The sequence below is a fragment of the Microbacterium sp. LjRoot205 genome (assembly GCF_056175745.1).
Map to the genome: position 1 here is coordinate 1 of NZ_JBGFFH010000019.1, position 7,575 is coordinate 7,575.

Annotated in this window: 6 protein-coding genes; 5 read left to right on the forward strand and 1 reads right to left on the reverse strand. The window is 71.4% G+C overall.

Annotated features, from left to right (window positions below):
* Positions 1 to 519: 519 nt before the first annotated feature.
* From AC04ME_RS19065 to AC04ME_RS19080, 4 genes are all read left to right on the forward strand, one after another.
* Positions 520 to 1,974 carry an SCO6880 family protein gene (locus AC04ME_RS19065; protein WP_087132354.1) on the forward strand — a complete coding sequence of 485 codons (1,455 nt, stop codon included), beginning with the start codon at positions 520 to 522 and terminating at the stop codon, positions 1,972 to 1,974.
* A gap of 44 nt (positions 1,975 to 2,018) precedes the next feature.
* A complete protein-coding gene (locus tag AC04ME_RS19070) occupies positions 2,019 to 3,569 on the forward strand; it encodes an ATP-binding protein (RefSeq protein WP_087132353.1) in 1,551 nt (516 codons plus the stop codon).
* Between the two features lie 2 nt (positions 3,570 to 3,571).
* Positions 3,572 to 4,054, forward strand: coding sequence for a hypothetical protein (locus AC04ME_RS19075; protein WP_087132352.1), 483 nt, complete (start codon positions 3,572 to 3,574; stop codon positions 4,052 to 4,054).
* A 61-nt stretch (positions 4,055 to 4,115) separates the two neighbouring features.
* Entirely contained in the window at positions 4,116 to 5,879 is a 1,764-nt protein-coding gene (locus AC04ME_RS19080; RefSeq protein ID WP_087132351.1) for a TraM recognition domain-containing protein, read from the forward strand.
* A gap of 25 nt (positions 5,880 to 5,904) precedes the next feature.
* Here the strand turns inward: AC04ME_RS19080 and AC04ME_RS19085 are convergent, their stop codons facing one another.
* Positions 5,905 to 6,909 (reverse strand): DNA-processing protein DprA, encoded by a 1,005-nt coding sequence (locus AC04ME_RS19085; RefSeq protein ID WP_087132350.1) that lies wholly within the window; start codon positions 6,907 to 6,909, stop codon positions 5,905 to 5,907.
* A 131-nt stretch (positions 6,910 to 7,040) separates the two neighbouring features.
* Here AC04ME_RS19085 and AC04ME_RS19090 point away from each other — a divergent pair, with 131 nt between their 5' ends.
* Positions 7,041 to 7,541 carry a hypothetical protein gene (locus AC04ME_RS19090; RefSeq protein ID WP_143738356.1) on the forward strand — a complete coding sequence of 167 codons (501 nt, stop codon included), beginning with the start codon at positions 7,041 to 7,043 and terminating at the stop codon, positions 7,539 to 7,541.
* Positions 7,542 to 7,575: the final 34 nt, after the last annotated feature.

The window sequence follows — 7,575 nt, forward strand, 5'->3', positions numbered from 1 at the left end:
GGGTGGCCGCGGCTGCCACCGTCGCCAAGGGCGCGGCGGAGGCGTGCCCCAAAGCGGGCGCCTCTGTGGGCCGGGCCGCGGAAGGTCAGGCTTCGGTCGCGCAGGAGGGCCAGGCCGCCCCGCCGCCCGAGCAGCCGCCACGGCACGCGACCTCGTCCCCGCCTCCGGCGCAGCCTTCCCCTGCGCCCGCCACCGAGCCCGCGGCGCCGCAGCGGTCGCAGCCGACGCCACCCCGGCAGGGGCCGCCGCCTGCGACGGGTGCTTCGGCTCCGCCGGCCCAGCAGGCGCCGCCGCCGCAGCGCACCTCTCCTGCGCCCCCGGCACCCTCCCCGACGGATCCGGGGAAGCGGTAGCCCCCGACCGCCCCGATCCCGAGAGGAGGTGACACCCCCCGGAAGGCGGCGGTGCACGACCCGGTCAGCTGTAGCGACCTGACCCGGGGATCGTGCACCGCCGCCTTCTTCGCGTCCTCGTACCTGCCTGGCGTCCCGCATGTCCCGCCGAGCCCCGAGGAGCAGCATGGCTACCACCCGATCCGAGTACGAGCTGACGCCGGTGAAGTTCTCCCGGCTCACCACCCGGGGACTGATCCTGGGCCTGTCCCTGTCGCAGGTGATCGTCCTGGCGGTCGCGGCCGTCGTGTTCGTCGCCTCCCTGTACGCCGGCGGCTCCACGGCCTTGTTCACCGCCCCGGCCTGGGCCTCCGCGGTCGGGCTCGCGGTCGTCGGGATCGGCGGCCGCAAGCTCGTCGAGTGGGTGCCGATCACCGGGCACTGGCTCTGGCGCAAGGCTGCACGGCAGACCGCCTACCGGCGCCGCATCGCCAAGCCCCGCCCCGCCGGCACTCTCGCCCTCCCCGGCGATGCCGCGGCGCTGAGGCAGTACGAGGACCCCGAGACCGGGGCGGTGATGGTCCACGACCCGCACCAGCAGACGCTCACCGCGATCCTGGAAGTCAATCACCCGGCTTTCGTGCTGATGGACCCCGGCGAGCAGGAGCGGCGCGTGCATGCCTGGGGGCGCGTCCTGTCCACCGTGTGCCGCTCCGGCCGCGTCGCCCGGCTGCAGGTCCTGGAGCGGACGCTGCCGGACTCCGGGTCCGGGCTGACGCAGTGGTGGGCCGAGCATGGCCGCGACGACGGCTCCTGGGTCGCCAACACCTATCGGGAGCTCATCGAGCGCGCCGGTCCCACCGGGGAACGGCACATCACCACGATCTCCATACAGTTGGACATGCGCGCCGCCGCACGGCAGATCCGCGCCGCCGGCGGCAGCCTCCGCGGGGCCGCCGCCGTGCTCGGCCAGGAGATGCACACCCTGACCACCGCGTTGCGCGCCGCGGACCTGAAGCCCTCCGACTGGTACACGCCGGGGCAGCTGGCCGTCATGCTCCGCACCGCCTACGACCCGCAGGTCGCCTCGAGCCTCGACCGTGCCGGCGACCTCGGCCGCGACCTGGCCACTGCCGGCCCGGTCGCCGTCGAGGAGACCTGGTCCAGGCTGCGGTCGGACTCCGCGCACCACGCGGTGCTGTGGATCAGCCAGTGGCCCCGGGCGATGGTCTACCCGGGGTTCCTCGCCCCGATCCTGCTCAGCTCCGGGATCCGCCGATCGGTGACGATGCTGTGCGACCCGGTCCGCTCCGACCAAGCAGCCCGCGACATCCGCAAGAAGAAAACCGAATACATCTCCGACGCCACCCAGAGGCAGCGGATCGGGCAGATCGAGGACGCCTCGCAGTCCGCCGAGTACCAGGACGTGCTCCAGCAGGAAGCCGACCTCACCGCCGGGCACGGGGTGCTGCGCTTCACCGGGCTGATCGCCGTGTCCGCCGACACCGTCGACGAGCTCGACGCCGCCGTCGCCGCCATCGAGCAAGCCGCGATCCAAGCCTCCTGCGAGACCCGGCTCCTGGTCGCTCAGCAAGCCCAGGCGTTCGTCGCTGCTGCGCTGCCGCTGGGCCGCGGCATCTGAAGCCCTTACCTGTCCGGCACCGACCCCGGAAGGAAGGCCCCGTCATGGATCCCGATCGCAGCCGCCGCAAGCTCTACTCCACCGTCCTCGTCGAGACCGGGCGGGGCAGCCGCCGCGGCCGCCGGCAACGCCAGAAGGCCGCCGAGGCCGTCCTCGCCAACGATCAGGCGGCCACCCGCGCCGAGCAGAAGGCACGCTACGACGCCCAGCGCGCCGAAGCGCGCGCCATTACCTACCTGCCCCGCGGCGGCGAGCCCGGCCCCGCGGCGCTGCGCTCCTACCGGCCGTTCCGGGTGCCCACCCACCAGGACACCTCCGCGACGCTCCAGGGCGCGTATCCCTTCCTCGCGGAGGGCGGCCTGGGCTCCAGCGGTGTTTTCGTAGGGCAGGATCTCTACTCGGGCGGCAGCTTCGTCTACGACCCGTGGCACTTGTATCAGCGGGGGCTGATCACCGCCCCGAACCTCGTTTTGGCCGGCATCGTGGGCGCCGGGAAATCGAGCCTCGCCAAGAGCCTCTACACGCGCAGCATCGCCTTCGGACGCCGCGTCTACGTTCCCGGCGACCCCAAGGGCGAGCATTCCGCGATCGCCGAAGCAGTCGGCGGAAAGGCCATCATCCTGGGGCACGGCCTCCGCACCCGCCTCAACCCCCTGGACCAGGGTTACCGACCCGCCGGCCTCTCCGAGGCCGAGTGGACCTCCACCATCGCCTCCCGTCGTCGCGACCTGATCGGGGCGCTGGCCGAGACCGTCCTCGAGCGACCCCTCTCTCCTCTGGAGCACACCGCGATCGACCTTGCGCTGCGCGCAACTGTCGCGCAGGCCTCCGTGCCGATCCTGCCCATGATCGTCGAACGCATCCTCGCCCCCGACTCCGCCGACAACCTCGACGGGCGCCTCGCCGAAGACGGCCGCCTCGTCGGCCACGCGCTGCGCAGACTCGTCGCCGGCGACCTGGCCGGATTGTTCGACGGGCCCTCCACCGTGACCTTCGACCCCACGCTGCCGATGATCAGCCTCGACCTCTCCCGGGTGGTGGAGAACTCGACCCTCATCAGCGTGCTGATGACCTGCTCCTCCGCGTGGATGGAAGCCGCGCTCCTCGACCCGGCAGGCGGGCAGAGATGGGTCGTGTACGACGAGGCGTGGAGGCTGATGAGCCATCCGTCGCTGCTGCGGCGGATGGACGCGCAGTGGCGCCTCAGCCGCCACTACGGCATCGCGAACCTCTTGATTTTCCACAAGTTGACGGATCTGGACACCGTCGGCGACAGCGGCTCAGCCATGCGGGCGCTGGCCGGCAGCCTGCTCGCCAATGCGGAGACGAGGATCATCTATCGGCAAGAGAGCGACCAGCTGGGCGTCACCGCGCAGACCCTCGGGCTCACCGGAACCGAGCAGCGGCTGCTGCCCACTCTGGGCACCGGGCAGGGCCTGTGGCGGATCAAGGACAGGTCCTTCGTGATCCAGCATCAACTGCACCCGAGCGAGCTGGCGGCCTTCGATACGACCGGCCGGATGACTGGGGAAGCCCGCAAGTTCACGGATCCGGGAGCATCGCTGGGGCCTTTCGATAAGGGTACGGCGGCGTGAGGATGTGGCGCAAGAGCGACCCCGAAGCTGTCCCGGCGGTGCTGCCGTTGATCATTGCGGAGGTCATTTCCGAAGAGCACATCGTGCTGACCGTGAACGGGCAGCGCATCCCTGCCGCGCCGACGACCCGGGACGAGCTTGGCCGGGCGATCGGCGAGCTGGTCACCCGGCTGCACAGCCCCACTCGGGTCGAGGTCCACGAGCTGGACGGCAGCGTCTGGGCCGACATCATCACCCCGGTAGCTGTGCCCGGTGACGCGCCGATACCGCCAGCTGCGCCGGGACCGGTGCTGGTCGAGTTCACGTCCGAAGGGTTCGTTCCGGGCGAGGACGTCGCGATCGCCCTCGTGCTGCGGCATACCTCCGCCGGCGGCAACGGGACCGCTCGCGCCCTGGTGGATCGGGCGGAGAAGGCGACGGTCACCGGCGAGGTGATCCTGTTGGGTCGTATCTCGGGCACTCTCTCGATTCAGCGCGCCGACTGACCTTCGCCGGGCCCTACCTCGCTCCTGACCCGCCGCACGGACGGGTCAGGAAGGAGGCGTCATGGCCGCGCCCGGACAGGCCCGCCCCGCCAACGATGCCCTGCTGAACGTCGCCCTTGGCGCACTGGTCGCCGCCATCGCCCTCGGCGGCGTGCTCCGAGTGGCCGGCAGCGCGGCCGCGTTCCTCACCGGCCTCCCGGAGCCGTCCGGGAGCCTCACCGACGGGCTCGGCGTCCTGGCATCCCCGGCCGACCCAGGGGCGGCAATCGGGGCTGACGGCCTGAACCCGGTCGTCTACTGGCTTCTGGTCGTCGTCCTGCTCGGCGTGCTCGGCACGGCAGGCGTATTCGTTTTCCGGGCGATCCGTCGCGCGCGCTCGAGTACGAACCCGCACCAGCTGGCGGGCACCGCGACCGGCGGGGAGATCGCCCGGGTCGCATCCGGCAAGACCCTCGTGAAGCGCGCCAGCACGCTGCGGCCCTCGCTGACCGGCAAGGCCACCCCAGGCGACGTGGGCTACCTGCTCGGCTCGAGCAAGGGCGGACAGGTGTGGGCGACGATCGAGGACAGCATCCTCCTGATCGGTCCGCCCCGCTCCGGCAAGGGCTTGCACATCGTGATCAACAGCGTCCTGGACGCCCCCGGGGCGGTGATCACGACCTCGACCCGGCCGGACAACCTCACGGCCACGCTCCGCGCGCGGGCGCGGAAGGGTCCGGTGGCCGTGTTCGATCCACAGCAGCTTGCCCCGGGCCTGCCCGCTGGGCTGCGGTGGTCGCCCGTGCGCGGCTGCCAGGACCCCCTCACAGCCATGATCCGAGCGAAAGGGTTGGCGACGGCCACAGGCTTCGGCGGGGTGCAGGACGCCGGCTTCTGGGAAGGCAAGACCACCAGCGCGATCCAGGCGCTGCTGCACGCAGCCGCCCTCGACGGGCGCGACGCGAAGACCCTCTACCAGTGGGCCCTGAATCCCACGCTCGCCGCCGACGCCGTCCGAGTGCTCTCCTCGCACCCCGGCGCGGCCGACGGATGGGCCGAGAGCCTGGACGCGATGGTGCAGGCCGACCCCCGCACCCGCGACAGCATCTGGCAGGGCGTGTCCCTCGCCCTGGCAGCGCTGGCCGATCCGCGCGTGCTCGACGCCGTGTCCCCGGCTCCCGGGGAGGAGTTCGACCCGGAGACGTTCCTCCGGGCAGGCGGCACCCTGTTCCTCCTCGCCACCGGTGCTGGGGCAGGTGCGTCCGCGGCGCTGGTGGCCGCGTTCATCGAGGACCTCGTGGAGGCGGCCCGGAAGATCGCCGCCCGCTCCCCTGGCGCCCGGATGGACCCTCCGTTGCTGCTTGCGCTCGACGAGATCGGCAACTTGTCACCGCTGCCGAGCCTGCCGACCCTCATGGCTGAGGGCGGCGGGACGGGCATCACGACGCTCCCAGTGCTCCAGTCGCTCGCCCAGGCGCGGGAGAAGTGGGGCGAAAACAATGCGAACGCGATCTGGGACGCGTCAATCGTGAAGGTGATCCTCGGCGGCGCATCCAACAGCCGGGACCTGCAGGACCTGTCGACGCTGATCGGGGAACGCGACGAGGGCACGGACTCGTACACGACCGACGCCTACGGCGCGCACTCCAGCCAGCGCTCCATCCGACGGGTCCCGATCCTCCCGCCCGACGTGCTCCGAACGTTGCCGTTCGGCACCGGGATCGTCATGCTCCGCACCGCCCGCCCGATCGTCACCGATCTGCGCGCCTGGCCGAGCCGCCGGGACGCCTCCCAGCTGCGGGAAGACCGCGCCGCCGTGGAGGCCGCACTACGTGCCGGCCACTGACGCATTCCGGTTGGGGGGCGGGGCGCTAGCGGCGGAGCCAGTCCGGCGCGGGAGGATCTGCCACGGCAGGCGTCTCGAACTCGGTGAGGTGACGCTCGCGGCCTGGGCGGGCTGGATTGCTCAGCAGGAACTTGCGCGCGTCCGTCGCCGAGGTCACGAGCATCGCCTGCCCGCTTTGGATCCATAGATTCGGGCCCGCACTCACAGGGCGGGTGATCGGACCCGGCACCGCGCCGACTGGTCGTCGCAAGGCAGTCGCCTCACGAAGGACATTGATTGCCGAGGATCGCGCGTCTGCTTCCACCAGGAGGACGCCATCCGACAATGCCGCGATGAGGCGCGTCCGTTGTTGAGTCCGCCCACGGGTGAGGGTCGTTCCTGGAGGTAGCTCGCTGAGGAGCAGGCCCGTCTCCTCGATCCGCCGGTAGAGGTCCGAGTTTCCCATCTGGTAGACGCGATCCAACCCGGTCGGCATTACCGCGATCGTGGTCGTTCCATTCAGCATCGCGGCGCGATGCGCGGCGGCATCGATGCCGTACGAACCACCCGAGACGATATGGATCCCTGTCTGAGCGAGGTCCCCGGTGAGTGCGGTCGCCATCTCGTAGCCGTACGTGGACGCCGCCTCGGCGCCGACCACAGCGATCCTCGCGGCCTCCGGATGTGCCAGGGAAGAGGGCCGACCCTTCGCCCAGAGCGCGGCTGGCGTCCGGGAGCCGAGCTGGTCGAGCTCTGTCGGCCAGCCGTAGTCGCCGGGGATCAGAATCCTCATGTCCTGACGCTCCGTCTGCTCGAGAGCGTGATCAACCTGTTGGGGGTTCAGCCGCGCTTGCACGGGTCCCCGCCAGGCTGCCGCCTCCTTCGCGCTGAGCCCTGGAATGGGGTCGTCGCTGTCGGCCAGCCGCAGCGTCGCGATCGGGCCTTCGGCGTCCAGCAGCGACCCGGTGACCGTGTTGCCGGGCTCGAAGGCGGTAGCGATCATGACCCGAGCGGCGCGCTCGTCCCACCGCAGGCCCGTGAACCTGTCCATCGGCGCGCTCCTTTCTGCTCGATCTGTTCCAAGAGGAGGTAGGCAGACGGTTTCTCCTGCCGTCGGTCGCACCTGATGGGTGACCCCGCAACCGCGGGCGAATCAGTCGACAGCGAAAGAAGGGGAAGGGCATGGCCATTCCTACTCGCCCCGGAGTCGTGGGGCACTTCATGTCGGATCCCGAGCTGACCACCTCGGAGAACGGCCGGAACCGGCTGTTCGCGTGGGTCGGCCTGCAGGATCCGAACCCGAACGAGGACGGCACGTTCCCGCCGGCCGTCCGCACGCAGCTGGTGATGTTCAACGCCTCAGCGACGCGCGCCGCAGAGACCTTCCGCAACGGCGACAACTTCGTCGCCACCGGCCGCGTGGATGCCTCCGAGCACAACGGCGAGCAGCGCGAGCGGTTCATCGCCTCCAGCATCGGCCCCGACAACAACCTCAGCACCATCCACCTCCAGCGCGGCCGCACGGAGCAGCGGACCCAGGAGCAGAGCGCACCCGACCGCGAAGCTCAGGAGGCCGACCCTGCGGCGGCTGCGCTGGCCCGGCGCGAGCAGGAGCTTGACGCCGCACCGGCGACGGGCGCGGCCGCCGCCGCCTCTGCCCAGCGCGAGCCGGTCGCCCGATAGCCGGGGCGTCGCCGGCGGCCCCGCAGCCCCCGCC